This window comes from Nonomuraea turcica (genome assembly GCF_030718205.1).
Lineage (GTDB): Bacteria > Actinomycetota > Actinomycetes > Streptosporangiales > Streptosporangiaceae > Nonomuraea.
The window spans coordinates 46,329-72,496 of sequence record NZ_JAUZQF010000013.1 but is presented as its reverse complement, the minus strand read 5'-3'; the positions used below and the strand labels follow the sequence as shown (position 1 = coordinate 72,496).

At 70.5% G+C, this 26,168-nt stretch carries 23 protein-coding genes; 12 read left to right on the top strand and 11 right to left on the bottom strand.

All coding sequences use genetic code 11. From position 1 onward, the window contains the following. Positions 1–2 precede the first annotated feature (2 nt). Genes Q9G87_RS31395 through Q9G87_RS31370 form a run of 6 tightly spaced genes read left to right on the top strand, consistent with a single transcriptional unit; the run spans position 3 to position 6,443 of the window. Positions 3–950 (top strand): ABC transporter substrate-binding protein, encoded by a 948-nt coding sequence (locus Q9G87_RS31395; RefSeq protein WP_305920133.1) that lies wholly within the window; start codon positions 3–5, stop codon positions 948–950. Next, entirely contained in the window at positions 947–1,714 is a 768-nt protein-coding gene (locus tag Q9G87_RS31390; protein WP_305920132.1) for an ABC transporter permease, read from the top strand. Before Q9G87_RS31395 ends, Q9G87_RS31390 begins: the two co-directional genes overlap by 4 nt. After that, positions 1,711–2,514 (top strand): ABC transporter permease, encoded by an 804-nt coding sequence (locus Q9G87_RS31385; protein WP_305920131.1) that lies wholly within the window; start codon positions 1,711–1,713, stop codon positions 2,512–2,514. The genes Q9G87_RS31390 and Q9G87_RS31385 overlap by 4 nt, the downstream gene beginning before the upstream one ends. Continuing rightward, the gene (locus Q9G87_RS31380; RefSeq protein ID WP_305920130.1) at positions 2,507–3,277 is read left to right on the top strand and encodes an ABC transporter ATP-binding protein; all 771 of its coding nucleotides are present in this window, start codon (positions 2,507–2,509) and stop codon (positions 3,275–3,277) included. The genes Q9G87_RS31385 and Q9G87_RS31380 overlap by 8 nt, the downstream gene beginning before the upstream one ends. Continuing rightward, positions 3,274–4,974, top strand: coding sequence for a thiamine pyrophosphate-dependent enzyme (locus Q9G87_RS31375; protein ID WP_305920129.1), 1,701 nt, complete (start codon positions 3,274–3,276; stop codon positions 4,972–4,974). Before Q9G87_RS31380 ends, Q9G87_RS31375 begins: the two co-directional genes overlap by 4 nt. A gap of 11 nt (positions 4,975–4,985) precedes the next feature. Then, a complete protein-coding gene (locus Q9G87_RS31370; protein WP_305920128.1) occupies positions 4,986–6,443 on the top strand; it encodes a benzaldehyde dehydrogenase in 1,458 nt (485 codons plus the stop codon). 42 nt (positions 6,444–6,485) lie between these two features. On the opposite strand, the gene Q9G87_RS31365 is transcribed toward Q9G87_RS31370, so the two are convergent. Continuing rightward, positions 6,486–7,337, bottom strand: a complete 852-nt coding sequence (locus Q9G87_RS31365) for a bifunctional methylenetetrahydrofolate dehydrogenase/methenyltetrahydrofolate cyclohydrolase (RefSeq protein WP_305920127.1) — start codon at positions 7,335–7,337, stop codon at positions 6,486–6,488. Positions 7,338–7,545: 208 nt separating this feature from the next. Here Q9G87_RS31365 and Q9G87_RS31360 point away from each other — a divergent pair, with 208 nt between their 5' ends. Genes Q9G87_RS31360 through Q9G87_RS31350 form a run of 3 tightly spaced genes read left to right on the top strand, consistent with a single transcriptional unit; the run spans position 7,546 to position 13,732 of the window. Then, positions 7,546–11,685 (top strand): glycoside hydrolase family 38 N-terminal domain-containing protein, encoded by a 4,140-nt coding sequence (locus Q9G87_RS31360; protein ID WP_305920126.1) that lies wholly within the window; start codon positions 7,546–7,548, stop codon positions 11,683–11,685. Then, a complete protein-coding gene (locus Q9G87_RS31355; RefSeq protein ID WP_305920125.1) occupies positions 11,682–12,608 on the top strand; it encodes a DUF7158 domain-containing protein in 927 nt (308 codons plus the stop codon). The genes Q9G87_RS31360 and Q9G87_RS31355 overlap by 4 nt, the downstream gene beginning before the upstream one ends. After that, the gene (locus Q9G87_RS31350; protein ID WP_305920124.1) at positions 12,608–13,732 is read left to right on the top strand and encodes an ROK family protein; all 1,125 of its coding nucleotides are present in this window, start codon (positions 12,608–12,610) and stop codon (positions 13,730–13,732) included. The genes Q9G87_RS31355 and Q9G87_RS31350 overlap by 1 nt, the downstream gene beginning before the upstream one ends. Positions 13,733–13,764: 32 nt before the next feature. Here Q9G87_RS31350 and Q9G87_RS31345 read toward each other — a convergent pair whose 3' ends face one another. The 3 genes from Q9G87_RS31345 to purN form a co-directional block, all read right to left on the bottom strand. Beyond that, on the bottom strand, positions 13,765–13,941 hold the full coding sequence (locus Q9G87_RS31345) for a hypothetical protein (protein WP_305920123.1): 177 nt from the start codon (positions 13,939–13,941) through the stop codon (positions 13,765–13,767). 122 nt (positions 13,942–14,063) lie between these two features. After that, positions 14,064–15,602, bottom strand: coding sequence for a bifunctional phosphoribosylaminoimidazolecarboxamide formyltransferase/IMP cyclohydrolase (purH, locus tag Q9G87_RS31340; RefSeq protein ID WP_305920122.1), 1,539 nt, complete (start codon positions 15,600–15,602; stop codon positions 14,064–14,066). Then, on the bottom strand, positions 15,599–16,228 hold the full coding sequence (gene purN, locus Q9G87_RS31335) for a phosphoribosylglycinamide formyltransferase (protein ID WP_305920121.1): 630 nt from the start codon (positions 16,226–16,228) through the stop codon (positions 15,599–15,601). Before purN ends, purH begins: the two co-directional genes overlap by 4 nt. Before the next feature lie 75 nt (positions 16,229–16,303). Here purN and Q9G87_RS31330 point away from each other — a divergent pair, with 75 nt between their 5' ends. Further along, a complete protein-coding gene (locus tag Q9G87_RS31330; RefSeq protein ID WP_305920120.1) occupies positions 16,304–16,723 on the top strand; it encodes a hypothetical protein in 420 nt (139 codons plus the stop codon). Between the two features lie 203 nt (positions 16,724–16,926). Here the strand turns inward: Q9G87_RS31330 and Q9G87_RS31325 are convergent, their stop codons facing one another. From Q9G87_RS31325 to sucC, 3 genes are all read right to left on the bottom strand, one after another. Continuing rightward, the gene (locus Q9G87_RS31325) at positions 16,927–18,549 is read right to left on the bottom strand and encodes a cell division protein PerM (RefSeq protein ID WP_305920119.1); all 1,623 of its coding nucleotides are present in this window, start codon (positions 18,547–18,549) and stop codon (positions 16,927–16,929) included. 197 nt (positions 18,550–18,746) lie between these two features. Next, positions 18,747–19,622 (bottom strand): succinate--CoA ligase subunit alpha, encoded by an 876-nt coding sequence (gene sucD / locus Q9G87_RS31320; RefSeq protein WP_305920118.1) that lies wholly within the window; start codon positions 19,620–19,622, stop codon positions 18,747–18,749. A 3-nt stretch (positions 19,623–19,625) separates the two neighbouring features. After that, complete coding sequence (sucC, locus tag Q9G87_RS31315; RefSeq protein ID WP_305920117.1) at positions 19,626–20,807, bottom strand: ADP-forming succinate--CoA ligase subunit beta; 1,182 nt, start codon at positions 20,805–20,807, stop codon at positions 19,626–19,628. Between the two features lie 493 nt (positions 20,808–21,300). Here sucC and Q9G87_RS31310 point away from each other — a divergent pair, with 493 nt between their 5' ends. Next, positions 21,301–22,155, top strand: coding sequence for a hypothetical protein (locus Q9G87_RS31310; RefSeq protein WP_305920116.1), 855 nt, complete (start codon positions 21,301–21,303; stop codon positions 22,153–22,155). Positions 22,156–22,173: 18 nt separating this feature from the next. Here Q9G87_RS31310 and Q9G87_RS31305 read toward each other — a convergent pair whose 3' ends face one another. From Q9G87_RS31305 to galE, 4 genes are all read right to left on the bottom strand, one after another. After that, complete coding sequence (locus Q9G87_RS31305; protein ID WP_305920115.1) at positions 22,174–22,536, bottom strand: VOC family protein; 363 nt, start codon at positions 22,534–22,536, stop codon at positions 22,174–22,176. Further along, on the bottom strand, positions 22,533–22,784 hold the full coding sequence (locus tag Q9G87_RS31300) for a zinc ribbon domain-containing protein (protein ID WP_305920114.1): 252 nt from the start codon (positions 22,782–22,784) through the stop codon (positions 22,533–22,535). Before Q9G87_RS31300 ends, Q9G87_RS31305 begins: the two co-directional genes overlap by 4 nt. Next, on the bottom strand, positions 22,781–23,218 hold the full coding sequence (locus tag Q9G87_RS31295) for a MarR family winged helix-turn-helix transcriptional regulator (protein ID WP_305920113.1): 438 nt from the start codon (positions 23,216–23,218) through the stop codon (positions 22,781–22,783). Before Q9G87_RS31295 ends, Q9G87_RS31300 begins: the two co-directional genes overlap by 4 nt. A gap of 66 nt (positions 23,219–23,284) precedes the next feature. Then, the gene (gene galE, locus Q9G87_RS31290; RefSeq protein ID WP_305920112.1) at positions 23,285–24,262 is read right to left on the bottom strand and encodes a UDP-glucose 4-epimerase GalE; all 978 of its coding nucleotides are present in this window, start codon (positions 24,260–24,262) and stop codon (positions 23,285–23,287) included. 438 nt (positions 24,263–24,700) lie between these two features. On the opposite strand from galE, the gene Q9G87_RS31285 reads away from it, so the two are divergent. After that, positions 24,701–26,164 carry a glutamate--cysteine ligase gene (locus tag Q9G87_RS31285; RefSeq protein WP_305920111.1) on the top strand — a complete coding sequence of 488 codons (1,464 nt, stop codon included), beginning with the start codon at positions 24,701–24,703 and terminating at the stop codon, positions 26,162–26,164. The last annotated feature ends 4 nt before the right edge of the window (positions 26,165–26,168 follow it).

Genomic DNA, 26,168 nt, shown 5'->3' with positions numbered 1-26,168 from the left:
CCGTGCGTCGCGCTTCCATCGTCTTCGCCGCCTTACTCGTCACGGCCGCCTGCGGCGGCACTCAGCCCGCGGCGCCCGGCCAGCAGTCCTCCGGCGGGATGAGCAAGGTCAACGCCGGCGTGATCGCCATCGTCGACACCGCGCCGATCCACCTCGGCAAGGCCAAGGGCTTCTTCACCGAGCAGAAGATCGACCTCACGATCACCTCCGTGCCCGGCGGCGCGGCGAGCATCTCGGGCGCGGTGAGCGGGCAGTTCCAGTTCGCGTTCGCGAACACGACCTCGCTGCTGACCGCCAAGCAGCAGGGCCTCGACGTCAAGGTGGTCGCCAACGGCGTCTCCTCGACCGGCCAGCAGGGCAAGGACTTCAGCGCCGTGCTAGTCAAACCGGACAGCCCCATCAAGACCGCCAAGGATCTGGCCGGCAAGAAGATCTCGGTCAACCAGCTCAAGAACATCGGCGACACGACCGTACGCGCCTCGGTCCGCAACGCGGGCGGCGACCCCACCGGCATCGAGTTCGTCGAGCTGCCCTTCCCCGACGCGCCCGCCGCGCTGCAGAGCGGTCAGGTGGACGCGATCTGGGTCGTCGAGCCGTTCGTCAGCCAGGCGATCAGCCAGGGAGCGCGCCCTGTGGCATGGAACTTCGCCGACGCGGCCCCCAACCTCACCGTGGCCATGTACTTCACCACGAGCCGGACCGACGCCGACCTGACCAGCCGGTTCACGGCGGCGATGCGTAAGTCGCTGGAGTACGCCGACGCGCACCCCGACGAGGTCAGAGAGGTGCTGAAGACGTACACGAAGATCGCGCCCGAGGTGATCGCGAAGATCAACCTGCCGAAGTGGCCGGTCGAGGTGAACAAGGCCTCCGTGCAGACCGTGGCCGACCTGGCCCTGGCCGACGGGGTGCTCAAGGAGAAGATCGACGTGTCGGCGCTGGTTCCGTGACCAGGCTCCTCTACGGCCTGGCCGGACTGGGCGGCCTCCTGGCGCTGCTGGAGGCGGTGCCCCGGCTCGGCCTGGTCGACGAGCGTTTCCTGCCGCCCGCGTCGCTGATCCTGAGCACGCTGGCCACGCAGTTGGCGGCGCCGCAGTTGTGGATCGCGCTCGGCGAGACCATGGGCGGCTGGGCGCTGGGCCTGGCGATGGCGTTCTGCGCGGCCGTCGTGGCCGGGGTGGTCATCGGGATCGTGCCGGGCCTGCGCGCGCTGACCAACTCCACGATCGAGTTCCTGCGCCCGATCCCGTCGGTCGCGCTGGTGCCGCTGGCCACGCTGCTGTTCGGGCCGTCGCTCGGCTCGACGCTCATGCTCGTGGTGTACGCCGCGTTCTGGCAGGTGCTCATCCAGGTCCTGTACGGCGTCGCGGCCGTGGACGCGGTGGCCTACGACACCGCCAGGTCGTACGGGCTGTCGGCCTGGTCGCGGGTCAGGCACTTGGTGTGGCCGACCGCGCTGCCGTACGTCATGACCGGGCTCAGGCTTGCGGCGGCGGTGGCGTTCATCCTGGCGGTGACGGCGGAGCTGGTGATCGGCAGTCCGGGTCTGGGGGCCGAGATCCAGGTGGCGCAGAGCAGCGGGGCCGTGCCCACGGTGTACGCGCTGATCGTGGTGGCCGGGGTCGTCGGGATCGGCGTGAACGCCGCCGTGCGGCTGCTGGAGCGCAGGGTGCTGGCCTGGCATCCGGCCGTGCGATCGGAGGTCGCCGCGTGAAGCCTCGCCGGACGGCCCCGGGTCGCCGGGTGACGGTCTGGGGGCGTGGTGTGCGTGCGGTCAGGCTGCTGGCTCTGCCGGTCGCGTTGGTGCTGGTCTGGTGGGCGGTCAGCGGGAGCTCGTTCTACCTGCCGAGCCCTGTCCGGGTGGGGCAGGCGTTCGCCGAGACCTGGTTCTCCGAGCGGCTGGCCGAGGACGTGGTGCCGAGCGTAGGGCGGCTGCTGGCGGGGTACACGCTGGCCGGGCTGCTCGGGGTCGGCCTGGGCGTGCTGATCGGGTTGTCGGCGCGGCTGCGCGCCACGCTGGAGCCGGTGCTGGAGTTCTTCCGCGCCATCCCGCCGCCCGTGCTGGTGCCGCTGATCATGCTGCTGGCCGGCATCGACACGCCGATGAAGGTGCTGGTCATCGTGTCCGGCTGCGTGTGGCCGATCCTGCTGAACACCGTGGAGGGCGTGCGGGCGCTGGACGAGGTCCTCGCCGACACCTGCCGCATGTACGGCGTGCGCGGCGCCTCCAGGATGCTGCGTTTCGTGCTGCGCGGCGCGAGCCCGCAGATCATGACCGGGCTGCGGCAGGCCCTGTCCATCGGGATCATCCTCATGGTCATCAGCGAGATGTTCGCCAGCTCCAGCGGGCTGGGGTTCACGATCGTGCTGTTCCAGCGGCAGTTCCAGATCGCCGAGATGTGGAGCGGCATCCTGCTGCTCGGCCTGCTGGGCCTGGGGTTGTCCGTCCTGTTCCGCCGCGTCGAGCGGTGGGTGTTGTTCTGGTACTACGGCAGTGGAGCCGCCCGTGCTTGAGATCTCCGCGCTGAACAAGGTCTACGAGAGCCCGGGCCGCCGGGTCGAGGCGATCCGCTCGGTCACGGTGGGCGTCGAGGCGGGCGAGCTGGTATGCGTGGTGGGCCCGTCGGGCTGCGGCAAGACCACGCTGCTGCGGTGCGTGGCCGGGCTGCTGCCGGTCAGCGGCGGCGCGGTGCGGGTTGCCGGCGTCCCTGTCACGGGGCCGCCGCCGCGGATGGCCGTGGTGTTCCAGGAGTACGGCCGGAGCCTGTTCCCCTGGATGACCGTGTGGCAGAACGTCGAGCTGCCGCTGAAGGAGAAACGCCTGCCCGCGGCGCGGCGGCGGGAGCTGGTGACCGGCTCCCTGGAGGCGGTGGGGCTCAGTGACGCCGCGGACGCCCATCCGTGGCAGTTGTCCGGCGGCATGCAGCAGCGGGTGGCGATCGCGCGGGCGGTGGCGTACGAGCCGCAGGTGCTGCTGATGGACGAGCCGTTCGCGGCCGTCGACGCGCAGACCCGGGCCGACCTGGAGGACCTGATCCTGCGGTTGTGGCGCGACCTCGGGGTGACCACCCTGTTCGTCACCCACGACATCGACGAGGCCGTCTACCTGGGGCAACGGGTGATCATCCTGTCCTCCTCGCCCACCACGGTCATGGAGGACCTGAAGATCGATCTGCCCCCCGAACGCGACCAGCTGACCACCCGGTCCCTGCCGCGCTTCGGCGAGCTGCGCGGGCACGTCTACCGGCAGATCCAGCGAGCCAGGGGGACACGATGACGACAGTGCGGGACGCCACGTTCGACGTGCTCAGGCGGTATGGGCTGAGCACGATCTTCTGCAATCCCGGCTCCACGGAAGTGTCCCTGCTGACCGGGCTGCCGGACGACCTGCGTTTCGTGCTGGCCCTGCACGAGGGGTCCGTGGTGGGGATGGCCACCGGCTGGGCGATCGGTCGCTACGACGGGAGCGGAGCTCCCGAGCCAATAAGAGGGGCGCCGGCGCTCGTCGTGCTGCACACGACGGCCGGGCTCGGCAACGCGGTCGGCGCCGTCGCCACGGCCCGGGTCAACCGGGTGCCGCTGGTGATCCTCGTCGGGCAGCAGGACCGGCGGCACCTCGCTCTGGAGCCGTTCCTGGCTGGCCGGCTGGACGGGCTCGCCGGGGACTATCCGGTGTGGGTCGATCAGCCGGTACGGGCCCAGGACGTGCCGGGAGCGGTTGCGCGGGCCTGCCACGAGGCGGTCACCTTCCGCGGGCCCGCGCTGGTGGTGGTGCCGATGGACGACTGGGACGCCGCCTTCGAAGGAGAGATCGCCGCGGCCGCCCAGCAGGTCGTGCGGCCGCTCGCCGTGGCGGACGCCGACCTCGCGCCGCTGGTGTCGCTGCTGGCGGGGGCCCGGGCGCCGGCGATCGTCGCCGGGGCGGGCGCCGACTGGGAGTCCCTGGTGGGGCTGGCCGAGCGGCTGGGGTGCCCGGTGTTTCAGGAGTCTTTCGGGGCGCGAGCCGGGTTCCCGCAGGACCATCCGCAGTATGCCGGGGTGCTGCCTGCCGACAGGGTGCGGCTGCGGGGCGCGCTGGCGGGCTACGACGTGGTGGTGGCGGTGGGCGCCCCGGTGTTCCGGCAGTACCCGTACGTGCCGGGGCCGCTGGTGGCGGCGGGGACGACGGTGGTGGTGATCACGGACGACCCTTCGGAGGCGCATCGCAGCCCGGCCGACCTGGCGTATTTGGCCGCGCCGTCGGCCGTCTGCGCCCGCCTGACCGCCCTGCTGCCCCCTGGCGGGCAGGACCGTGGGGGCGGAGGCGGCGTTGAAGGGCGACCGGCCGACGGCGGAGGCGGCGTCGAGGGGCGACCGGTCGGCGGCGGCGGGGGCGTTGGGACGCGGCCGGCCGCCGTTCCGCCGGTGCCGGAGGGAGGGCGGCCGTTGCGGGCCGCGCACGTGCTGCATGAGCTGGCCGTGCGGCTGCCCGCCGACACCGTGCTCCTCGAGGAGACCCCGTCCTCCCGCCCCGACCTGCACCGGCTCGTGCCCGCCAGGAACCCGCTCGGCTTCCTGTCGGCGGCCATGGGCGGGCTCGGTTTCGCCGTGCCGGCCGCGGTCGGGCTGAGGATGGCGCTCCCCGGCCGCCCCGTGGTCGCGGTCGTGGGCGACGGGTCGGCGCTCTACGGCATGCACGCGCTTTGGAGCGCCGCGCATTACCGGGTGGGCGCGCTGTTCGTGGTGCTCGCCAACGGCCGCTACGCGGTCATGGACCGGCTGGCCGACCAGCGGGGCGGCAAGGCGCCGTGGCCGCCGTTCACCGAGGTGGACATGGGTGCCCTGGCCAGGTCGCTCGGCTGCCCTGCGCGGCGCGTGGAGACGTACGAGGAGCTGACGGCGGCACTCGACGACGTGGTGCCGGGGCTCTCCACCCGCGAGGAACCCCTATTGCTCGACGTCACCGTAACGGTGGACCCCGACTTCCAACCTTGAGGAGGCTCACCATGACGTTCCTAGAACCCAAGATCTGGACCGGCCTGGTCTTCGACGGCGGGTGGACGGCCTCGCGCGCCGGTGACGCGCCGGTCGTCGAGCCGGCGACGGGCAACGAGCTCGGCCGCTCGGGCACGGCCGGCGCCGATGACGTGGCCGCGGCCGCCCTGCGGGCCCGCCAGGAGCAGCGGGCGTGGGCGGCCACCCCGTACGAGGAGCGGGCGGCGGTGCTGCGCCGCGCCGGGCGGCTCTTCGAGGAGCACGCGCAGGAGATCCAGGACTGGATCGTCCGCGAGTCCGGCGGGGTGCCCGGCAAGGCCGCCTTCGAGACGCACGTGGCGGCGCAGGAGTGCTACGAGGCGGCGGCGCTGGCCTCGCAGCCGCTCGGCGATGTGCTGCCGACCTCGCGCAAGCGGCTCAGCTTCGCGCGGCGGGTGCCCGTGGGCGTGGTCGGGGTGATCGCGCCGTTCAACTTCCCGCTGATCCTCGGCATCAGGTCGGTGGCTCCGGCGCTCGCGCTCGGGAACGCGGTCGTCTTCAAGCCGGACCAGCGCACCGCCGTCTGCGGCGGGTTCGCGATCGCCCGCGTCTTCGAGGAGGCGGGGCTGCCGAGCGGCCTGCTGCACGTGCTCCCCGGCGGTGCCGAGACGGGGCAGGCCCTGGTGACCGACCCCAACATCCCGGTGATCTCCTTCACCGGGTCGAGCGCGGCCGGGCGCAAGGTCGGGGAGGCGGGGGCTCGCCTGCTCAAGCGGGTGCACCTGGAGCTGGGCGGCAACTCGGCGCTGGTCGTCTTCGACGACGCCGACCTCCAGCCGGCCGTGTCGGCCGCCTCGTGGGCGTCGTTCTTCCACCAGGGGCAGATCTGCATGACGGCGGGCCGGCACCTGGTGCACGAATCGGTGGCGGAGGAGTACGTCGAACGCCTCGCCGCCAAGGCCGACGCCCTGCCGGTCGGCGACCCGGCCACCGGTCAGGTCGCCCTCGGCCCGCTCATCGACGCCGGGCAGCGGGACCGGGTGCACCGGCTCGTCACCGACAGCGTGTCGGCCGGGGCCAGGCTCGCCGCCGGCGGGACGTACGACGGGCTGTTCTACCGGCCCACCGTGCTGGCCGGGGTGCCGGCCCACGCGCCGGCGTACGCGGAGGAGGTGTTCGGGCCGGTGGCGCCGGTGATGACGTTCTCCTCGCTGGAGCAGGCGGCGGCGCTGGCCGCCGACACGGAGTACGGCCTGTCGCTCGGCATCCTCACCCGCGATGTCATGAAGGGGCTGGCGCTGGCCGACCTGGTGCCGACGGGCATCGTGCACATCAACGACCAGACGGTGGACGACGAGGCCGTGGCGCCGTTCGGCGGTGTGGGCGCCTCGGGGACCGGCACAAGGTTCGGCGGGCCCGCCAACGCGGACGCCTTCACGGAGACCCAGTGGGTCACCGTGCAGGGGGACGTGGCGGCGTATCCGTTCTAGCGAGACTGCAAGGCGCCGGGGATCTCGGCGCCTTGCAGTCGTTCACTTTGCTTGGCGTTCTGCGGCCTCCACCACGTTGGAGAGCAGGAGGGCACGGGTCATGGGGCCGACGCCGCCCGGGTTGGGCGTGAGGAAACCGGCGACCTCCGCCACGTCCGGCGCCACGTCGCCGGCGATCTTGCCGTCGACCCGGGAGACCCCCACGTCGAGGACGGCCGCGCCGGGCTTGACCATGTCGCGGGTGATCAGGCCGGGCACGCCCGCCGCCGCCACCACGATGTCCGCCCGGCGCACGTGGCCGGCCAGGTCCTGGGTGCCGGTGTGGCAGAGGGTCACGGTGGCGTTTTCGCTGCGGCGGGTCAGCAGGAGGCCCAGCGAGCGGCCCACCGTGATGCCGCGCCCGACCACGGCCACCTCGGCGCCCTTGATCGGCACGCCGTATTCCTGCAGGAGCAGCACGATGCCGTGCGGGGTGCACGGGAGCGGCGCGTCCACCATGTGGACGAGGCGGCCGAGGTTGACCGGGTGGAGGCCGTCGGCGTCCTTGGCCGGGTCCATGCGCTCCAGCAGGGCCATCGTGTCGAGGTGCTTGGGGAGGGGGAGCTGGACGATGTAGCCGGTGCACTCGGGAGAGGCGTTGAGCTCGTCGATGGCCGCCTCGACCTCGGCCTGCGTGGCGGTGGCCGGCAGGTCGACGCGGATGGAGGCGATGCCCACCTCGGCGCAGTCACGGTGCTTGCCTGCCACGTAGATCTGGCTGCCCGGGTCGTCGCCCACGAGCACGGTGCCCAGGCCGGGTGTGACGCCGCGGTCCTTGAGCGCGGCCACTCGGGTCGTGAGGTCTGCCTTGATCTTGGCGGCGGTCGCCTTGCCATCGAGTTTCACTGCGCTCATGCAGGCAATCCTTCCATGCCTCCGTCCGCCCCTCGCACCGGCCTGACCCGCCGGCGCACGCGCAGGAGGAGGAGAGCTCGCAAGTTATCCACAGACCCCAGCCAACCAGCGCAAGTTATCCACAGACGGTCGTTGACATCGTTGTCATTGATCTTCGAAGGGCCTAGTGTTACGGGCGCCAGCATCACGCTGTCCACGGAGGTCCCCCTTGCCTGTCCGCCTGTTGTCCGCCGAGTCGACCGACCTCTTCGTAGGCTCCGAGGCCGAGCCGCACCAGGTGCTCCGCGTCACCGTCGCCCAGGGAGAGCGCGACACGCCCCTGGAGCTGCGCGGCGAGGGCGTGCGGCTGGCCGAGCCGGTGACCGTGCCCGCCACCGCCTCCGGCGTCCTGGAGATTCCCCTGACCCTGACGGCACCGCCCGGCGCCGCCCTGCCGTGCGTGGTGACGCTGGGCGAGGAGTCCCTGGAGATCACGGTCACGGCCGAGGAGCCGGGCTGGACGATGCACATGGTGTCCCACTTCCACTACGACCCCGTGTGGTGGAACACCCAGGCGGCCTACACCAGCCCGTGGGAGCTGCTCTCCGCCGACGCCACCACCAGACCCCTCTGGGAGCGAAACGCGTTCGCGCTGGTCGAGGCGCACATCGAGCTGGCGCTGCGCGACCCCGACTACCGTTTCGTGCTGGCCGAGGTCGACTACCTCAAGCCGTTCTTCGACACCCATCCCGAACGACGGGCCGATCTGCGCACCCTCATGGCCGAGGGGCGGGCCGAGCTGATCGGCGGCACCTACAACGAGCCCAACACCAATCTGACCGGCGCCGAGAGCACCATCCGCAACCTCGTCTACGGGATCGGCTACCAGCGCGACATCCTGGGCGGCGATCCGCGCACGGCGTGGCAGCTGGACGTGTTCGGGCACGACCCGCAGTTCCCCGGCTATCTGGCGGCGGCGGGGCTGACCGGCAGCGCGTGGGCGCGCGGGCCGTTCCACCAGTGGGGGCCGATCCACAAGAACTTCCAGCAGGCCAAGAACGACGCGGCCATGATGCAGTTCCCGAGCGAGTTCGAGTGGATCTCGCCATCCGGCCAGGGCGTGCTCACCCACTACATGCCCGCCCACTACTCGGCGGGCTGGTGGATGGACTCCGCACCCACGCTGGAGGACGCCTGCCAGGCGGTCTACGACCTCTACCGGTCGCTCAAGCCGGTGGCCGCGACGAAGCACGTCCTGCTCCCCGTGGGCACCGACTACACACCGCCCAACAAGTGGGTCACCGACGTCCACCGCACGTGGGCGGCCCGCTATGTGTGGCCGAGGTTCGTGTGCGCCACCCCACGGGACTTCCTGAACGCCGTCCGCGCCGACATGTCGCATTTCAGCCCCCAAACCCGCGACATGAACCCCATCTACACCGGCAAGGACGTCTCCTACATCGACACCAAGCAGGCGCAGCGCGCCGCCGAGGTGGCCGCGCTCGACGCCGAGCGGCTGTCGGCGTTCGCGCAGACGCTCGGCCTCGGCCGCTACCCGCACACGGCGCTGGACAAGGTGTGGCGGCAGCTGGCCTACGGCGCGCACCACGACGCGATCACGGGCTCGGAGTCCGATCAGGTCTACATCGACCTGCTGACCGGCTGGCGGGAGGCCTACGACCTGGCCACGGCCGCCAGGGACACCGCCCTGGACGCCCTGACCGGTCAGATCGCGGTGGACGCGCCGAGCGTCGTGGTCACGAACACGCTGCCATTCGCCCGTGACGGGCTGGCACGCGTGCGCCTGCCTGCCGGTCACACGGTAGCCGGCGTGCCGGCCGTGGTGGAGGACGGCACGGTGAGCTTCCTGACCCAGGACGTTCCCTCGCTGGGCTGGCGCACTTACCGGATGGTTCCCGGCTCCCCCACCACCTGGCAGCCCGCACCGGCGCACGGCGCCATCACGATCGAGAATGACCGCTGGCGCATCACCGCCGACCCCTCCCAAGGCGGCGGCCTGACCTCGATCCTCGACCGGGCCTCGGGCCAGGAGCTGCTGTCCGGGCTCGGCAACGAGCTGCGCCTCTACCACGAATACCCCCAGCACCCTGACATGGGCGAGGGCCCCTGGCACCTCATCCCCACAGGCCACGCCGTTGGCTCGGCCGGCACCCGGGCGATGAGCGCCCGCACGGAGACGAGCGCGATCGGCCGGCGCCTGATCGTCACGGGCGAGGTGGGGGAGATCTCGTACGAGCAGACCGTCACCCTGCTCACCGGCTCCGACCGCATCGACTTCACCACCCGCGTGCTCGACCACACCGGCGCCGACCGCCTGCTCCGCGTCCGTTTCCCCGCGCGGGTCGAAGGCGCGCTGCCGGTGTCGGACGTGTCGGGCGCCGTGGTGGGCCGCGGTTTCGCACTCCCCGACGTGGACACGGCCGAGCACCCATGGACGCTCGACAACCCGGCCAACACGTGGTTCGGCCTGTCCGCCACCGCCAAGGTCGATCTCGGCGAGGCGGGCGCGCGGGCGCTGGGCGTGGCCGAGGTCGTGGTGCCTACGCTCGCCGACGCCCCGGAGGCCCGCGACCTGGTGGTCGCGCTGGCCCGCGCGGGCGTGACCGCCACTACGTCATCGGCCTCCGGCACCCGATACGGCTGGCTGGACGTCGACTCGAACCTCCCGGACGTACGCATCGTCGTGGGCGGCCCCGACATCAACCCCGTGGCCGCCGACCTGCTCGCCCAGGCCGACCCCGTCTATCTGGATGCCCTGAAGTCGGGCGCGCCCCGCGTGTGGGTCCCCGCCGAACGCTCGCTGGCGGAGGTCTGGCAGCCGAGCGCCGACCTGCGTGACCTCCGTGCCCTGCCCGCCCTGATCGTCGCCGGTCCCATCGCGGACCTGGTGGCCGACCTGGCCGACGCCACGATCGACGCCGTGTGCCCGCTCGGGGCGGAGCGCCTGGAGGACCGGACGGTCGCGCTGCTGACGTACGGCCTGCCCGGCTTCGCCGTCGACCCGGACGGGGCTCTGCACCTGTCGCTGATGCGTTCCTGCACGGGCTGGCCCTCGGGCATCTGGCTGGATCCGCCCCACCGCACGACCCCGGACGGCTCGGGCTTCCAGCTCCAGCACTGGACCCACGAGTTCTCCTACGCACTGGTCGCCGGCGACGGCGACTGGCGCGCCCTGCGCCTCCCCGCCGCAGGCCAGGAGCACATCACCCCGCTCCTGCCCCGCACGCTGAACGCCCAGGACGGCGAGCTCCCGCCGGTCCACTCGCTCCTCACGCTCTCGCCGCCCCGCGATGTGCTCGTGAGCACCATCAAGGCGACCGGCAACCCGCACGCCCACGGCCGCACCGCAGAGCCCGGCCGTGGCGTGACCATCCGCTTGATCGAATCGACCGGCCTGGGCGCCCAGGTCGAGATCGACTCCCCGATCCTCCCGCTGACCGACCTCACCCATGCGGACCTGCTGGAACGTCCCGGCGCACCGGCCTTCGACCTCACTATGGCCGGCTTCGAGGTCGCGACCTTCCTGGCCAGCGCCCCGCCCCCACCGGCACGGCCCGAGCTCGGCCCCACGACCGAGCAAGCCCAGCCCGTCTACAGCCGCTACTGGCTGCACAACAAGGGCCCGGCGCCGCTCGGCTACCTCCCGATCTCCATCGCCGTCGGCCCCGGCCTCGTCACCTCACCAGAGGGCCCCTTTGAGCTGGAGGTCGTGGTCTCCTCCCACCTGACCGAGGAGCCTCACGAAGGCGTGGTCGATCTTCGGGTCCCGCCCGGCTGGATCGCCACCCCCGTCCAACGCCCCTTCCGCCTGTCCCCTGGCGGCCACGTACGTTTCCCGGTCACCGTGACGCCGCCGCAGCCGGACACGGGCCTGCACTTCATCTCCGCCCGCACCTTCGTCGCCGGCCAGCTCATCGAGGACGTCGCCACCGTGGCCGTGGGCGACGCCCCCGAACTCCCCGTCCCAGGCCTGCCCCCGGCCTCGGGCACCGCCGTCAAGGGCACCAGTTCGCCCGAGGCCCGCTCGACCGGCCTCTCGGTCAGCCCGGTCACGGACGTCCTCTCCCTCCATCCCGGCGACCGCACCGCCCTCGTCCTCCGGCTCACCAACACCACGGCAGACGAGATCCGTGGTGAGTCCCAGCTGGCATCACCCTGGGGCACGTGGACCCTGCTCCCTCGGGTCATCCAGGGCTTCGCCGTGGCGGCCGGTGAAACAGCGGAGGTGTCGTTCCCGGTGGAGGTGCCCGAGGACGCACCAGACGGGCATGCCTGGGCACTCGCCAAGGTCATGTGGTACGGCCGTTGCCAATACTCCCCGGCGATACGCCTGGAGGTGACCCGATGAGCCATCACGTCCATCACCGCCCAGCGGCGCCCGCGCACGCCGCTCCTGGCCCCCGCGCCACCGCACCGGGACCGGACGGTGTCATCGGCTGGGTCGGGGACCGGCCGATCCCCCGTGAGCACCTCGACCGGCGCCTCGCCGGCCTACGCGACGGCCCGCTCAGCGCGGCGCTGCCCGTTCCAGGCAGTTCTGAAGACCGCCAGCTGGCCCGGTGGCTGACCCAGGTCATCCTCACCGAAGCCCTGTGCGAGGCCGCCGCCAGAGGCTTGGGCCTTGCTCCCGTGGAGGGCGGGCCGCTCGATCGGGTGGCGGCCGTCGAGCTGGGCTCGATCAACGCCGCCGCCTACAATGGCAGCCCGTGGGTGCGCGCCCTGTTCGAGCACGTCACCGCCACGGCAGAGATCCCATCGCAGTGGCGAGCCCGCACCTCCCCCCAACGCTCCCCCAGGCACGTTGTCCACCACCGTCTGTTCGCCGACCGGACGAGCGCCGAGCAGGCCGGACCGGACGACCTCGAACCCCTCGGCGCCGTGAGCCTCGACTCGCTGCCGGCCGCGATCGCCGGGGCGATCGAGCACCGGCCGTACGGCATGCTCGTGGGCCCGGTCGAGGACGCCCTGGGCTGGCACCTGGCCACAGCCGTCCCCGCCTCACCCGGCCCCGATCAACTAGCCGTCACCTCCGCACACGGACAAGGAGGCGCCCCGACGCCAGAGCAAGGAATCTCCCCATCTCCTGGATCCCCCGGCCCTCCACGCCACCACAGCGCCTCCGCCCTGCCGGCGGATCGTTTGCTGGAGGCCGCGCGGCGGAGGGCCTTCGCCCGCCGGCTCGATGAGCTGCGTGCCGAGAAGGTCAAGCTAGTGCCCGGACTGGAACACCCTGGCGACCCCCGCCAGCCCGACAACCACCACAAACACTGATGACCTGCGTACTTGCCATTGATATCGGAGGAACCAAGCTCGCCGCCGCGCTGGTGGACGAGGCCGGTTCCGTCTTGTGCTCCGCTACCCGGCCCACGCCGCGTACGGACGTCATGTCCGCCCTGGCGGCTCTCATCACGGAGGTGACCGAGAGCGGCCCGCCACCGTTGGCCGCCGGGATCGGCTGTGCGGGCCCGCTGGACCTCGCCACCGGCACCGTGAGCCCGGTCAACATTGCCAACTGGCGCGGCTTCCCACTGCGCGAGGAGGTACAGAAGCTCACGGGGCTGCCCACCGTGCTGGCGGGCGACGCACAATGCTTCGCGCTCGGGGAGCATTGGCTGGGTGCGGGGCGCAACACTGCGTCCTTGCTCGGCATCGTCGTGTCCACCGGCATCGGGGGCGGCATCGTGCTCGACGGCGCCCCGCTCCTGGGCCCGACCGGTAACGCCGGACATGTCGGGCATATGAGCATCGACCCCTACGGGGAACGCTGCGGATGCGGTGGCCGGGGATGCGTGGAGCGCTACTCCAGCGGCCCCAACCTTGCCCGCTGGGCTCTGGAGAACGGCTGGTCACCCAGCGCGTCGTCACCCGACCCCGCCGCCGCCACCCGCACCGATCAGGCCGGCACCGTTGAGACCGCCAGCGCAAAAGAGATCGTCGGCGCCGCACAGCCCGCAGGCACACCAGAGCCTGCCGGCCCAGCGGGGGCCGCCGACCCATCAGGGGCCGCCGGCCCAGCGGAGGCCGCCGGCTCAGCAGGGACTGCCGGCTCAGCCGGGGCCGGTCGTACCGAGGTGAAGGCGGACGCGCGGGCCCTGGCGCGGGACGCCGCGGCGGGTGATGCGATCGCGCTCGCCGCGTTCGAGCGCGGCGCCAGAGCGCTGGCCGGCATGATCGCGTCCACCGCGGCCGCGGCAGAGGTCCAGACCGTGGTGGTCGGCGGCGGCGTGTCGGCCGCGGGCAAGGTGCTGTTCGAGCCCTTGCAGCGGGCGCTCGACGATGTGGCCGGCCTGCCCTTTGTCCGGGCGGTCCAGGTCAGGCAGAGCACCCTGGGCGTGCGTGCGAGCTTGGCCGGCGCCGCCAAACTGGCCTGGCGGCTGCATCCACCGAACACGTGAGGCACACCCTGAGGCGGACTCGATGCCCAGGGCTAGTCGCGTTCGGCGCCCTGGGCTTCTCTGCGCTCGATGATCCGGCGGGTGAACGGGATGATCTCGACGACTCGGCTGCCGAGGTAGGCGCCGACGAAGGCGAGCACCAGGAGGACGACGGGGCTGGTGGCGAAGCCGTTCATGGTGACGAACGCCTGCAGGATCGCATCGAGCAAGGAGAACTCCGTGTGAATGGGCTCAGCGGGGAGGCACTCAGGCTAACCGGACATGGCCCGTGCTCGCCCCCAAAACGCACTAAAGGGCGACATGATCTCACATGTCGCCCTTTAGTGGACGATCAGTGGAAGAAGTGGCGGGTGCCAGTGAAGTAGAGGGTGATGCCCGCCTTCTCCGCGGCCTCCACGACCAGGTCGTCCCGGATGGAGCCGCCGGGCTCGACGATCGCCTTCACGCCCGCCTCCGCCAGCACCTCCAGCCCGTCGGGGAACGGGAAGAAGGCGTCCGAGGCCGCGACGGAGCCGGGCGCACGCTCCCCTGCCCTGGTGACCGCCAGGCGGCAGGAGTCCACCCGGTTGACCTGCCCCATGCCTACGCCGACCGTGGCGCCGTCGCTGGCCAGCAGGATGGCGTTGGACTTCACCGAGCGGCAGGCGCGCCAGGCGAACTCCAGGTCGGCCAGCACCTCGGGTGAAGCAGGCTCGCCGGTCTTGAGCTCCCACTGCGACGCCGCATCGCCGGGCGCGTCGACCCGGTCGACGGTCTGCACCAGCAGCCCGCCGTCGATCTTGCGGAACTCCGTCGGCTGCGCCGGCCCTTCCGCGCACGCCAGCAGCCGCAGGTTCTTCTTCTCGCGCAGCACCTCCAGCGCCTCCGCGTCGAAGGCGGGCGCGATGACGACCTCGGTGAACACGTCGGCGATCTGCCTGGCCAGCTCCACCGTGACCGGCCGGTTGACGGCGATCACCCCGCCGAACGCCGACACCGGATCGCAGGCGTGCGCCTTGCGGTGCGCGTCGGCCACGTCGGAGCCGATCGCGATGCCGCACGGGTTTTGGTGCTTGATGATGGCCACGCACGGGTCGGAGAAGTCCCAGGCGGCCCGCCACGCGGCATCGGCGTCGAGGTAGTTGTTGTAGGACATCTCCTTGCCGTGCAACTGCTCGGCGTTGGCCAGCCCGCCGGCGCCGGCCGTGTAGAGCGCGGCACGCTGGTGCGGGTTCTCGCCGTAGCGGAGGGTCGACTTGCGTTCGTACGCGGCCCCCGTGAAGGCCGGGAGCTCTTCCTTTTCGTACACGCTCCCGAACCAGTTGGCCACGGCCACGTCGTAGGAAGCCGTGTGTGCGTACGCGATGCCCGCGAGCCGCCGCCGCTCGGTCAGGGTGAAGCCGCCCCCGGCCAGGGCCGTGAGCACGTCGCCGTAGTAGCCGGGATCGACCACGACAGCACAGGTGTTGTGGTTTTTGGCGGCGCCGCGGATCATGGCGGGCCCGCCGATGTCGATCTGCTCGACGCACTCCTCGTCGGAGGCGCCGGAGGCCACCGTCTGCTGGAACGGGTAGAGGTTGACCACGACCAGCTGGAACGGGTCGATCTCCAGCTCCTGCAGCTGGGCCACGTGGTGCGGCTTGGTGACGTCGGCCAGCAGCCCGGCATGCACCCGCGGGTGCAGCGTCTTGACCCGCCCGTCGAGGCACTCGGGGAACCCGGTCAGCTGCTCGACCTTCGTCACCGGGATCCCGTACGACGAGATCGCGGCGGCCGTGCCGCCGGTCGAGACGATCTCCACCCCAGCGCCGTCGAGGGCCCTGGCCAGCTCCTCGAGTCCGGACTTGTCGTAAACAGCGATCAGCGCACGCTGGATGGCGATGCGAGTCACGTGGTTTCCCCTCCTGATTGGTTGCCGATGCGGACATGGCGTCCGCTGACCTTCCAGCCCTCGCGGGCCATCCGGCCGACGATCTCGACGAGTAGACGGCGCTCGACGGTCTTGATGCGCTCGTGCAGGACCGCCTCGTCGTCGTCCGGAAGCACGGGCACCGCCTCCTGGGCGACAATGGGCCCGGTGTCGATCCCCTCGTCGGCCAGCATCACCGTGCAGCCGGTGACCTTGACCCCGTGGGCCAGCGCGTCGCGCACGCCATGCGCGCCGGGGAAGGACGGCAGCAGCGCCGGGTGGGTGTTGAGCACGGGGAAGGCCTCGAGCGTCGGCGTACCCAAAATCTTCATGAAGCCTGCCGACACCACCAGGTCGGGTTCGTACGATGCGATCTTGGCCGCGATCGCACGGTCCCAATCCGCCCTTGTCGGATAATTGCCCAATTTTTCGACAAAAGTCGGGACGCCTGCCTTAGTGGCCCGGACCAGCCCCTCGATCCCCTCCCTGTCGGCACCGACCGCCACCACGCGAGCCCCGTACGACGGGTCGGCAGAAGCGTCCAGCAGGGCCTGTAGGTTGGTTCCAGAGCCGGAGACGAGGACGACGAGCCGCCCAGCCTTAGACACGCGCACTCTCCAAGAGGAAAACAGGGTGGGCTGCCAGGGTATCTGTTCCTTAACCGGCGACGCAGAGGAGGTCAGGTGTCGACACCGGTGCAGGCACCGGCAGGCCAGCAGCCCGCCGAATCGGCGGGTCGCCGAGCGATTTGGTTGTCCATCGCAGCGCTGGCCATGACGTTCATGTTGCCGCTCGCCGGCCTGGTCATGGCGCTGTTCGCGCTGGCGGCCGGGATCCGGGCGCTGCCGCTGCTGAAAGCCGCGAGCAAGCCCACGGGGATAGCCGTGGGCGGCATCGCCATCTCCTCGATCGCGCTGGCACTGTCGGCCATGGCCACGGGGATGCAGCTTTACCTGATGGATGAATACGCCGCCTACCAGGAGTGCATGAAGGGCGCCGGCACGGTGTCCTCGCAGGGCGAGTGCTTCACCCAGTTCCGAGACGCGGCCGAGCGCAAGCTGCCCCCGGACGTCCTCGAACTCCTGGGCGCCATGCAGCCCTGAGCCGGCCGGATTTTCCCGTCGTCGCCACCCGGCAGCGCACCACTGCGCGGCGTCACGGCGGCGCGCCCTGCTGGTGGTGGTCGCATTCGCTACGGGCCTGCCGTTGGCATCGTGCCCCGCCCGCTCCGACCCACGCTCCCGGGACAGAGGGCAACCCACGACGGCGCTTGGGGCACCACGTCGCAGCGTAAAGGAAAAACGGATCAGTCTTTGTCCCAAGCATAGGGATCGAGATAGATCACATGACCGCCGCGGTCGTCGGACTCGTCGACGATGTCGTTACGCGGCGGGCGTGTCTCCGTCACGCGGGGACGCGCCTGAGCCAGCGTCTCCTCGGCGGCCGAGGCGTGCTCGTCCTGCCAGTCGTCCCTGATGACAGGGATCTCCTGAGTGTCCGCCTCGGTGGCGTCCATCCAGTGGCCGGGCAGCGGGCGCGGGTCCGACTCCGCCAAGCCCACCTTGCTCGCCGCCTTGGCGATCGCCGCGCCCGCCTTGCGTACCGGGGCGGCCGCCTTGTCGAGCGGCGCGCGGGCCCGCTTGTTGATCAGCAGCAGGTTCGTCACGCCGGCGGAGATGCCCGCGGCCACGCCGACCTCGAGCGCTACCGACAACGCCACTTCCCAAGGCGAGGGGCCGATCGCCGCCAGCCGTCCGCCGCCGATGGGCCCGCCGGACAGCGCCGCCAGCGCCCCCGCCACGACCCCGGTGGACACTCCGGTGAGGAATCCCCAGAGCGGCGCCGCCTCATACGACGGCGACGGCGAGATCCTGGCCACCATCACCCCCGCCACAGCCCCCGCCGCGAACGGCAGCGCGATCACCGCCATCATCCACGCCGGCACCGGCCCGCTTTCCGGCAACGCCCCCAGCAACGGCAGGCTCGGCACCGTGCCGAGCTGCACGCCTGTGGGCGCGACCAGAGTGTCCGCACCGATGGCGAACCCCGGTCCGGCGATGTACGAGGACGCCCAGATGACGACGTTGAGCAGATAGAGCAACTGGAGCAGCACCAGGAGCAGCCCGCCCACGAGCCCGGGCGACAGGACGCTGGACAGCTCCCTGACCTGGTCGAAGTTCAGCACGATGGCGACCAGCACCAGTGCCAGCCCGGCCACCAGCAACAACGCGGTGGCCATCGCCGTGCCGACGGTGAGCGCGCGCACCCGCTCGGGCAACAGCCGGAGCATCACCCGCCAGGGCCCGATCATCCGCGCCGTGGCCAGCGCCCCCGCCAGGAACGCCAGCACGAAATGGCTGAACAACGCCTCACCGATGAACGGCTGCGTGATGTCGTTGCTCGCCACGAGCGCGATCAGCCCGGCCAGCAGCGCGTACGGAGCCGCCAGCGACACTCCGGCCTGCACCACCAGCACCAGCTGGGCCCGGCGGCGAGCCTGGGCCTTCTCCCGCGGGCTGTTCTTGGGCAGCCGCGCGGGCAGCCGGAGCCGCAGGTCGGCATCGCGCGCCATCCAGCGTCCCGCCCGATAGAGCAGCACGGCCGGCAGCATGATCAGGCCGAGTGGCAACAACCCGACCCGCCCGCCGGGGATCGCGAACCCGGCGTGGTGCGCGGCCAGCCAGAGCTGCGCCGCCGTACGGAACACACCCGGCAGCCCGGAGCCCAGCGTGCCGCGCGGGGCGGCGATCCACCCGACCAGCGTGAGCGTGGTGAGTGCGGCCAAGCCGACGCCCAGCGTGCATGCCGCGGCCAGCATGCCCGACACGGGCAGCGGTCGCCTGGACTCGTCGTCGTCGCCAGGGACCCGGGGGAGCTTGCCGAGCACCGACCGGGGGGCAGCGCGCAACTGGTCGATAATCGCCGTCACAGTAGGTGATTTTCTCAACCTTTCCCAACCAGTGCTTGGTTGACGCGCCGGGGGATTAATATTCAATCTTTTACCCTGCGACGTGGCCGCCCCAAGCACCGTCGTTGGTCGCCCTCTGTCCAGGGGGACGCTTTCTGCGCTGTCCACGCATGGGAAAGCCCCGCGCGGTGTGCCGCGCGGGGCCTTCTTGGCGATGATCAACGAGCCTGCATGATCTCGCGCATGAGGCGTGCCGTTTCCGACGGGGTCTTGCCGACGCGGACGCCCACCTTCTCCAAGGCTTCCTTCTTGGCCTGGGCGGTGCCGGCCGAGCCGGACACGATGGCGCCCGCGTGGCCCATCGTCTTGCCCTCGGGCGCGGTGAAGCCGGCCACGTAAGCGACCACGGGCTTGGTCACGTGCTGCTCGATGTAGGCCGCGGCCCGCTCCTCGGCGTCGCCGCCGATCTCACCGATCATCACGATGGCGTCGGTGCCCGGGTCCTCCTGGAAGGCCTGGAGCGCGTCGATGTGCGTGGTGCCGATGACGGGGTCGCCGCCGATGCCGACAGCGGTCGAGAAGCCGAAGTCGCGCAGCTCGTACATGAGCTGGTAGGTCAGCGTGCCGGACTTCGAGACCAGGCCGATGCGGCCGGCGGTGGTGATGTCGGCGGGGATGATGCCGGCGTTGGAGGCGCCAGGAGAGGCGATGCCGGGGCAGTTGGGGCCGATGATGCGGGTCTTGTTGCCCTTGGTGACGGCGTAGGCCCAGAACTCGGTGCTGTCGTGCACCGGGACGCCTTCGGTGATCACCACGACGAGCGGGATCTCGGCGTCGATGGCCTCCTTGACGGCGTCCTTGGTGAACGCCGGAGGCACGAACACGACCGACACGTCGGCGCCGGTCTGCTCCATGGCCTCCATGACCGTGCCGAACACGGGCAGGCCCTCATGAACGGTGCCGGCCTTGCGGGCGTTGACGCCGCCCACGACCTTGGCGCCGGAGGCGAGCATGCGGCGGGTGTGCTTGGTGCCTTCCCCGCCGGTCATGCCCTGAACGATGATCTTGCTGTTCTCGGTCAACCAGATGGCCATGAGTTACGCACCTACCGCAGCGAGCTCGGCGGCACGCTTGGCCGCGTCGTCCATCGTGTCTACCAGCTCGACCCGCGGGAGCGCGGCGTCGGCCAGGATCTGTCGCCCGAGCTGGGCGTTGTTACCGTCGAGGCGGACCACCAGCGGGTGGGTCACGGCCTCGCCCCGGCTCTCCAGCAGCTTGAACGCCGAGACGATGCCGTTGGCGACGGCGTCGCAGGCGGTGATGCCGCCGAAGACGTTCACGAAAATCGACTTCACGTCGGGATCGGAGAGGATGATCTCCAGGCCGGCAGCCATGACCTCAGCCGACGCGCCACCACCGATGTCGAGGAAGTTGGCGGGGGACGGCTTGCCGGGGAACGCCTCACCGGCGTAGGCCACGACGTCGAGGGTGGACATGACCAGGCCCGCGCCGTTGCCGATGATGCCGACGTCGCCATCGAGCTTGACGTAGTTGAGGTCCTTCTCCTTGGCCGCGGCCTCGAGCGGGTCCTCGGCGGCCTTGTCGGCCAGCGCCTCGTGCTCCTGCTGACGGAAGGCGGCGTTGTCGTCGAGCGTGACCTTGCCGTCGAGCGCCTTCACCTGGCCATCGGCCGACAGGATCATGGGGTTGACCTCGACGAGCGTGGCGTCCTCGTCGACGAAGCAGCACCAGAGCTTCTCGATGAGCTCGGCGGCGCCGTCGAGCGACTTCTCCGGCAGCCCGCCGGCCACCGCGATCTCGCGGGCCTTGGCCCGGTCGATGCCGGTCAGCGCCGAGACCGGCACCTTGGCGACCTTCTCGGGGGCGCTGTGGGCGACCTCTTCGATGTCCATACCGCCGGCGGCGGAGCAGATCGCGAGGAACGTACGGTTCGCACGGTCGAGCAGGAAGGAGAAGTAGTATTCCTCCGCGATCGCGCTGGCCTCCTCCACGAGCACCTTGTGGACCGTGTGGCCCTTAATGTCCATGCCCAGGATGGCGGTGGCCTTCTCGACGGCGTCGGCGGCGTCATCGGCCACCTTCACGCCTCCGGCCTTGCCCCGGCCACCGGTCTTGACCTGGGCCTTGACGACGACGCGACCGGTCAACTGCTCGGCGGCCGCCCGCACCTCCTCCACCGTGTGGGCGACGATGCCGCGCGGCACCGGGATGCCGTAGTCAGCGAAGAGCTCCTTCGCCTGATGTTCGAACAGGTCCACGAGGGTCCGTCCTTGCTTATCCGACTGATGTTCGACGGCCCGGGCAACCCGTGCGTGCCGGGCGTTTCCGCCAGTGAAGCCTAGCCCCAAGCTTGACCTGCCCAGGTCACCGGGTCATGGTTCTCCCACTATGTGACGCTGATCTCACTTCCAAGCCTCACCTCCGGCCTCACTTCCGGCAAGGGTGCACAGATGATGATCTGCACGAGAAATGCACCGATTCGCCGCCGGAGCGCCCGAGTGCCGATATATGACCGTGATCTTTAATGGCCAGGATTCCTGGGGCCCCCGGTTATCCGATTCGAAGGAAACCGAGGGCCATTCCCGTCCGTGATCGCCATGGGACGTTACGTGTATGCGCAGGATTACCGATATCCACGACGCGTACCGGAACGCTAGGATCACGACCCAGCTTTTCCCTACCTCGCTTCACCCCGAGGCACGAAAGTTTCGGCGGGAAGCACCGGTAATCCCCCTCAACAAAGGAATCCGTATGAAGCGCATGCTCGCCGGCGTGGTGTTAGCCACCACTGCCACCCTGGTCGCCGCGACCCCCGCAATGGCCGCCGCACCGAAGGACCCCGTCGGCGCGGTGAAGAAGCAGCTCGCTCCCGGCAAGGGAGTGAAGTTCACGGAGCGGACCACCCTCGACGTCGAAGGGGAACGCGAAATCTTCGTCCGGCGCAGCGGCACCCTGCAGTTCAGCAAGTCCGGCATCGCGGCCTCGGACAGCACCGGGAGGTTCAACATCTCCCTGAAGGACCTGGGCGCGGACGACGCTCCGGAGCTGCTCAAGGCGCTGGCTTCACCGGAGCGCACGATTCGGGTCGGCACCACGTCATACCTGTCCGGAGGCATGTGGGCGACCACGCTGCCTGAGGGCAAGACCTGGTTCAAGTTCCCCAAGGGCCCGACCGGTGGCGTGACCGGTACCTACAGCCAGCCGGTGAACCTCGCCGAGCCCGCCACGCTCAAGACCCTGTTCAAGAGCGCCAAGCCCGCCAGTGGCGGCTACGCCGGCAAGATCACAGTGGGCGACCTGTGGAAGGTGTCCCCGTGGTTCCGCGCCACCGGGCTCTCCAAGCCCTCGGCGAAGGCCCTGAAGAGCACGATCAGCTGGCGGCTCGCGGTGAACTCCGCCGGCCTGCCCACCCGGCTGGTGTCGACCTTTCCGATGTCCGTCCTGTCCAGCGGGAAGGGCAGCGTGAGCGTGGACACCAGGTTCTCCGGCTGGGGCACCGCCGTGTCGATCAAGGCGCCGCCGGCGGATGAGGTCGCCACCGAGTTCGAGAACGGTGAGGACGACGCGTCCGTCATCTGGGACTCGCTCGCCAACGTCGGCAGCTGATCCAGCTATCTGATCGTCTCAGCCCTCTCCCGTCGCCAGGCGGGAGAGGTGCGGCTGCTTGGCGTAGTCGGTGAGGCCGATGACGTTCCCCCATGGGTCCGACAGCTCCACCGTCCAGCCCGTGAACACCTCGAACGGCTCCACGCCCAGCTCGGCCGCCGCGGCGCGGGCGTCGGGGACCTCAAGCCAGACGCGCATGGAGCCGGGACCGGCCTCTTGGACGCGTACCAGCAGGCCGGGGGTCTCCTCCCCGATCGCGTAGAGGGCCATCTCCCCTGTCGAGAACTTCTCCTTCAGCCCCAGCACGCCACCGTAGAACTCCTTGGCCCGATCGAGGTCGGCCACGCCGACCAGGACATTGTCGACGCCCAGGATCCTCATGCCATCAACCTCGGGTGGTCGCGCCAGGCGGGCATCGTGCGCATGTAGGCCCTGGTGGCCTCCTCGGCCTCTGGCCTCGGCCGGCCCGTGCGCTGGACCTCCCACTGCACCATGCGCTCGAACCGCTCGTCGAAGTCCTGCAGCGTCCCGTCGGTGTTGGAGCAGTAGCGGCACCAGGTGCTGCCGGGGTGGCCCGGCGCGTGGTCCTCGGCGCTCTCCATCGGCATTCCGCAGCTCTCGCAGCTCATGACCCGTCCTCTCCGTCTCTCAGGAGCGCGCGGAGCCCGGTCACGAGCCCTTGGCGTTCCTGCGGCGTCATCGTCCGCACGGCCTGCGCCAGCAGGTCGTCCTCGAGCACCCGCGGCGCCGCCGCCGCGGCGGCCGCCCTTCCCTCTTCGGTGACCCAGACGAACACCCGCCGCCGGTCGCGCTCGTCCCTGATCCTGGCCACCAGGCCGCGTTCTTCGACCCGGGTGACCAGCTCGGTGGTCGCGGCCTTGGACAGCTGCAGGTGCTCGGCCAGCTCGCTCAGCGTGAGCGGCCCTGCCGCCAGCAGGTGGCCGAGCACAGCGTGCATCCGGGCGGTCAGCCCGGCCGCGATCGGCCTTCTCGACGCCTTGAATCGCCGGTAGACCGCCGGGTAGAGCCGTGCCACCTCGCGGGCCGCCTCAGCTTCTTCCATGTTTTCTTTCGTGTACGAACAGTTCGTATACGAATCGTATGACGAGACGCCGCGCCGGTCCAGGGTCTATCCGAGTCGCGACTCGCGCAGGCGCGCCCATTCGAGCGAGTGCCTGATGCCCTCCTCGACGGAGTAGCGGGCCTGCCAGCCGAGCAGGCTGCGGGCGCGGTCGCTGCGGGTGTAGGCGCCGGCCACGTCGCCCGGGCGGGCAGGGGCCTCGACGACCTCGATCGGGCGGTCGACGACGCGGTTGAACGCCTCGACCAGCTCGCGGACGGTGGTGCCCGCACCGGTGCCCAGGTTGATCACACTTGCCGTCAGATCGTCGAATCGCCGTAGGGCCTCGACATGCGCGGCGGCCAGGTCCCAGACGTGGACGTAGTCGCGGATGCCGGTGCCGTCCCTGGTCGGGTAGCCGGTGCCGGTGATCTGGAAGGGCACCCGGTCCTCGTACGCCTCGATCATCTTGCCGAGGGCGTGGCTGGGGCGCCGCAGTTGCAGGCCGGTGCGCATCTTCGGGTCGGCGCCGATGGGGTTGAAGTAACGCAAGGAGAGGATCTTGATGGGGCGGGTGGCGGCGATGTCGGCGAACATGGCCTCGCACACCGCCTTGGTCCGCGCATATGGGCTCATGGGGTCGAGCGGGGAGTCCTCGTCCACCGTGTGGTCCTCGCCCGTGCGGTAGATCGAGGCGGAGGAGCTGAAGATCATCCGGGTGCAGCCATTGCGGAGCAGATGGTCGGCGAACTCCAGGCTCTTTGCCACATTCGCGCGGTAGTAGCCGATGGGGTCGGCTACGGAGTCAGGCACGACGATGAGTGCCGCGCAATGGATGACAGCCTCGATATCGGGGTTTTCGGCAAATATCTTGTCAATCAGCGGGCCGTCGCTGATATCACCCTCGTAGAACGCCCGCCCGTCGGCGAACTCCCGCCGCCCGGTCACGAGACTGTCGAGAATCACGGGCGAGATCCCGGCATCCAGACACGCCGAGGCCACCGTGCTGCCGATATAACCCGCCCCACCACTAACCAAAACACGCATCCCCGAACCTTATCTTCGCGCGCCGCCATCTCCGTTCGGCCCCATCTTCGCGCGCCGCCATCTCCGCGCGGCGCCATCTCCGCGCGGCGCCATCTCCGTGCGGCGCCCGTACATGGCTGGGCTTTTCAAACCCCCATCTTGTACGGCTTCGCCGACTGGGCCGCCACCCACCGAACTTCGGCTGATGGCCCTCCAGGAACACGGCCTCTGAGCCCTTCAGTGGCTGAGCACCGTTACGGAGCGCATCCTGGGCCAAGTCCGTGGTCGGCGCTGGACCCAGGCCATGGCCATCGCTGGCCCCAGGCCGAGGCCGTCGCCGGGCCGAGGCCCACCAGGACGCCGCAAGGCCTTCGCCTGGGTCGGGTTCGGTAAAGGTTTGGAGGAAAGGGTGGGTGGGTGTCCTGGTCTTGGGGGCGTTGGCGTGCGACATTTCCAGATATGGGCAGGGACGTGCCGGTGGTGGTCTTCAGCCGCGAACATCGGCGGAAATATCGCGAAAAGGTGCGACGATGTCTCGACGTCTTCGCCCAGATGCTGCGTGAAGCTCGGTTCGAGCTCGAACGCCCCCTCGCCGGCCTGGAGATCGAGCTCAACATCGTGGACGCGGACGGCGAGGCCGCCATGCGCAACGCCGAGGTGCTCGCGGCCATCGAGCAGCCGGACTGGGCCACCGAGCTGGGCCAGTTCAACATCGAGATCAACATCCAACCCCAGGAGCTGAGCGGCGAGGGCGCGCTCCACCTGGAGAACGACGTGCGGGCCCGGCTCAACCATGCGGAGTCACGCGCCCGCACCGAGGGCGGGCATCTGGTCCTGATCGGCATCCTGCCCACGCTGCGCGAGCAGGACATCGGCGAGGGCACGCTCTCGGCGAACCCCCGCTACCGCCTGCTCAACGAGCAGATCTTCGCCGCCCGCGGCGAGGACCTGCATCTGTGCATCGAAGGCGTCGAACGCCTCGACACACACGCCGACAGCGTCGCGCCCGAGGCCGCCTGCACGAGCGTGCAGCTCCACCTGCAGGTGAGCCCCGAGGCGTTCGCCGCGCACTGGAACGCCGCCCAGGCCATCGCGGGGGCGCAGGTCGCGGTCGCGGCCAACTCCCCTTACCTGTTCGGCAAGGAGCTGCACCGCGAGACCAGGATCACGCTGTTCGAGCAGGCCACGGACACGCGGCCGGCCGAGCTCAAGGCGCAGGGCGTGCGGCCGCGCGTGTGGTTCGGCGAGCGGTGGATCACGAGCGTCTTCGACCTGTTCGAGGAGAACGTCAGCTACTACCCCGCCCTGCTGCCGCTCTGCGAGGACGAGGACCCGCGTACCGAGCTCGAACAGGGACGCACACCCCAGCTCCACGAGCTGACCCTGCACAACGGCACCATCTACCGCTGGAACCGGCCCGTGTACGCGGTGGTGAACGACATGCCGCACCTGCGCGTGGAGAACCGCGTGCTGCCCGCCGGGCCCACCGTGGCCGACGTCGCGGCCAATGCCGCCTTCTACTACGGTCTGATGCGCGTCTTGCCGTACGCCGAGCGACCGATCTGGAGTCAGATGTCGTTCCAGGCGGCGGAGGACAATCTCAGCGCCGCGGCGCGGCACGGGCTGGACGCCCGGCTGTACTGGCCGGGGATGGGCGAGGTGCCCGCGGCCGAGCTGATCCTGCGCCGGCTGCTGCCCATGGCGCACGAGGGGCTGGCCAAATGGGGCGTCTCCCAGCCCATAGCCGACCGGCTGCTCGCCATCATCGAGGGCCGCTGCCTGGCGGGGCGTACAGGGGCGACCTGGCAGGTGGAGCGGGTCAACGCGCAGGGAGGCGACCGGCACGAGGCGCTGCGTGCCATGACCCTCGAGTACATCGAGCGCATGCACACGAATGAGCCGGTGCACCTGTGGGAGGTCTGAAGCC

Coding starts and splice junctions, on each gene's coding strand:
- Q9G87_RS31285 (WP_305920111.1), top strand. CDS start 24,701: ATGGGCAGGGACGTGCCGGTGGTGGTCTTCAGCCGCGAACATCGGCGG.
- Q9G87_RS31305 (WP_305920115.1), bottom strand. CDS start 22,536: ATGAGGATCCTGGGCGTCGACAATGTCCTGGTCGGCGTGGCCGACCTC.
- Q9G87_RS31350 (WP_305920124.1), top strand. CDS start 12,608: ATGACCTGCGTACTTGCCATTGATATCGGAGGAACCAAGCTCGCCGCC.
- galE (WP_305920112.1), bottom strand. CDS start 24,262: ATGCGTGTTTTGGTTAGTGGTGGGGCGGGTTATATCGGCAGCACGGTG.
- Q9G87_RS31370 (WP_305920128.1), top strand. CDS start 4,986: ATGACGTTCCTAGAACCCAAGATCTGGACCGGCCTGGTCTTCGACGGC.
- Q9G87_RS31310 (WP_305920116.1), top strand. CDS start 21,301: ATGAAGCGCATGCTCGCCGGCGTGGTGTTAGCCACCACTGCCACCCTG.
- Q9G87_RS31375 (WP_305920129.1), top strand. CDS start 3,274: ATGACGACAGTGCGGGACGCCACGTTCGACGTGCTCAGGCGGTATGGG.
- Q9G87_RS31355 (WP_305920125.1), top strand. CDS start 11,682: ATGAGCCATCACGTCCATCACCGCCCAGCGGCGCCCGCGCACGCCGCT.
- Q9G87_RS31365 (WP_305920127.1), bottom strand. CDS start 7,337: ATGAGCGCAGTGAAACTCGATGGCAAGGCGACCGCCGCCAAGATCAAG.
- Q9G87_RS31300 (WP_305920114.1), bottom strand. CDS start 22,784: ATGAGCTGCGAGAGCTGCGGAATGCCGATGGAGAGCGCCGAGGACCAC.
- Q9G87_RS31295 (WP_305920113.1), bottom strand. CDS start 23,218: ATGGAAGAAGCTGAGGCGGCCCGCGAGGTGGCACGGCTCTACCCGGCG.
- sucD (WP_305920118.1), bottom strand. CDS start 19,622: ATGGCCATCTGGTTGACCGAGAACAGCAAGATCATCGTTCAGGGCATG.